This is a genomic window from Streptomyces phyllanthi (assembly GCF_009377205.1).
In the GTDB taxonomy this organism is placed as follows: domain Bacteria; phylum Actinomycetota; class Actinomycetes; order Streptomycetales; family Streptomycetaceae; genus Streptomyces; species Streptomyces phyllanthi.
Window position 1 is genome coordinate 1 of the sequence record NZ_VJZE01000776.1, and the last position, 2,536, is coordinate 2,536.

The 2,536-nt window shown below is 71.3% G+C and carries 3 protein-coding genes and 1 pseudogene; all 4 read right to left on the bottom strand.

Annotated features, from left to right (window positions below; all coding sequences use genetic code 11):
* Positions 1-670 (bottom strand): annotated as a pseudogene (locus FNH04_RS44705) (response regulator); the annotation flags it as partial.
* A complete protein-coding gene (locus FNH04_RS44710; protein ID WP_152791951.1) occupies positions 663-926 on the bottom strand; it encodes a hypothetical protein in 264 nt (87 codons plus the stop codon). The gene FNH04_RS44710 and the pseudogene FNH04_RS44705, both read right to left, overlap by 8 nt.
* 240 nt (positions 927-1,166) lie before the next feature.
* Positions 1,167-2,180, bottom strand: a complete 1,014-nt coding sequence (locus tag FNH04_RS44715) for a 2-hydroxyacid dehydrogenase (RefSeq protein ID WP_322725666.1) — start codon at positions 2,178-2,180, stop codon at positions 1,167-1,169.
* 76 nt (positions 2,181-2,256) lie between these two features.
* Positions 2,257-2,445 carry a hypothetical protein gene (locus FNH04_RS47055; RefSeq protein WP_194237027.1) on the bottom strand — a complete coding sequence of 63 codons (189 nt, stop codon included), beginning with the start codon at positions 2,443-2,445 and terminating at the stop codon, positions 2,257-2,259.
* Positions 2,446-2,536: the final 91 nt, after the last annotated feature.

Genomic DNA, 2,536 nt, shown 5'->3' on the forward strand with positions numbered 1-2,536 from the left:
GGGTGGTGGGGGCCGGCTGGGTCTGTTCGAGGGCCTCCATCTGGCGTTCGAGGAGAGCGCAGCGCTCCTCGGCCTCGGTACGTTGCTTGTGGGCCGCGTGGAGGTCGGCGGACAGCCGGGCGACCTCGCCCTGGAGGAGGTCCCGTTCGCGGAGGAGCGCGGTGACGTCGGGGTTGGCCGCCGCGAGGCGGTCGGCCCGTTCCCGCTCGGCGCTCCACTCCGCCTCCAGCTGGCTGAGCCGTACCTCCAGGTCGGCGATGCGGTGCTTGCGGTCGAGCAGCGCGTCGCCCAGGGCGTCGCCGCGCGCGGTGGAGCGGCGGGAGTCCCGGTCCGCGTCGGCGAGTTGCTGTTCCAGCACCTCGACCGCGTGTCTGGGGGAGGCGCTGGTCTCGACCGCGGCGCGGTGCAGTCGCCGTACGAGTTCGATGGCCTCCGGCGTGGCCGCCACTCCGCGGTGCTCGGCGACGTCGGTGAACAGGTCCGTCACCACCTCCCACGGCGGGATGCGGGTGCCGTTGAGATAGCGGGAGAAGGTGCCGGCGTCCCGGACTCGCCGGGCGGCGTACCGGCGTACCGACACTTTGAGCCCCTCGAACAGCTCCCGCAGCGCCGTCGCCAGGGCCCGGGACTCCGGCGTCAGGTCCTCGGCCAGCGGCCGCAGTTCACCCACGTCCGCCCCTCGCCTTCGAACGCGTCCGCCGGGCGCTGGAGCGCGTCCGCCGGACGGCGGACGGGTCGCCGTGGCGGCCCTGGGTGATCAGCAGGTCGAAGACCTGGACGGCCCCTCCCGCGGCGGCGAGGCCGCACAGCGCACTCCGGGCGGGGCCGTCGCCCGCCAGCGTCGCCAGCGTGCCGGCTCCGACACCCGCCAGCACGGCGAGTAACAGCACCAGCGCCGTCCGGTTCGTCAGTGGTAAACGGGCCATCGCTCCCCCGTTCGTCACCCAGCCGGGGACCGGCTGGAGCGGCGCACCCCGGATGGGCCGCCAGAAGTGAGCCACAGAATGGAGGAGAACGAACCCGTTGCGCCAGGAAACCCTACAAACCGGCAACACAGGGCACCGTTGCCGATTGCGGTCCCGCCCCCGCAACACACATCCCCGCAGATCACCGCCACGACGGGGGCGGCGCTGCGCCAACACGCGGGGTCCCCCGGATACCGGACCTCAGGTGACGGAAGGCCGTACGAGGGTGTTGTCGCCGCTGCGGCCGGCGAAGTAGTCCTCGATGTTGTCGACGGTGGTGGCGGCGATCTGGCCGACGGCGTCGCCGGTGAAGTACGCCTGATGCGAGGTGACCAGGACGTTGCCGAAGGTCATCAGCCGGGCGAGGCGTTCGTCGGTCATCACCTCCAGGGACTTGTCGAGGAAGAACACCCCCGCCTCCTCCTCGTACACGTCCAGGCCGACCCCGCTCAGCCGCCCCGCGCGCAGGGTCTCCAGCAGGGCGTCGGTGTCGATCAGGCCGCCGCGGCTGGAGTTGACCAGGATCGCGTCGTCCTTCATCAGCGCCAGGGTCTCGGCGTCCACCAGGTGATGGGTGTTCCCCATCAGCGGCACATGCAGGCTGACCAGGTCGGCCTCACCGAACAGGCGCTCGCGCGCGACGTACTCCATGCCCAGGGCGAGGCACTCGGGGTTCTCGGCGATGTCCCAGCCCAGCAGCCGCATCCCGAAGCCGTGGGCGATCCGGGCGAACACCGTCCCGATCTTGCCGGTGCCCACCACACCGGCCGTCCGGCCGTGCAGATCGCGGCCCATCAGCCCGTCGAGCCGGAAGTCGAACTCCCTGGTGCGGTGGACCGCCCGGACGACACGGCGGTCCACCGCCAACGCCAGGGCCCAGGCGAACTCGGCGACCGAGTACGGGGAGTAGTACGAGACCCTCGCCACCGTCAGCCCCAGGTCCTCGGCCGCCGTCAGGTCGATGTTGTTGTGGCCGGTGGCACGCTGGGCGATCATCCTGGTGCCGCCGTCGGCCAGCGAGCGCAGTACCCCCGCGTCCAGGGTGTCGTTGACGCTGCTGAGCACCACCTCGTGGCCGACCGCGGTCGCGGCGGTGTCCCGGTTCAGGAACAGCTTCAGACAGCGCAGCTCGTGACGGCCGCCGAACGCCTGGTCGAACGCGTCCCTCAGCAGCGGCTCCTCGTCGGCCAGAACGCCGTACGCGACGATCTCCACGCGGTCTCCTCCCATCGGGACGGATGCGTCTCACTCCACCGTAGGACGGCAGCGGGGAGTCGGCAGGGGCCGCCCGTCAGCCCTGTGTGGGGGCCAGGTGCGTGTTCATGATCTGCCGGACGAGCTTCGGGCGTTCCTTGAGCAGGTCGGCGGCGATCGGGTCGTGGAAGTACTTCTTGTAGAGCGTCTCTAATCGGCTTGGGTTTCCTGGGTGGTCCCGGGTGTTCGGGACCGCTCGGGAAACGGGTGACTCGGCCGTGGCCATCGTGGGATGGGGGTGGTGTGGGCGTGGCGGTGGAAGCCTGCCCCGAGTCTGGCCCCGTCCGGCCGGTGTGGCCGGGTGGGGGTGCCGATTG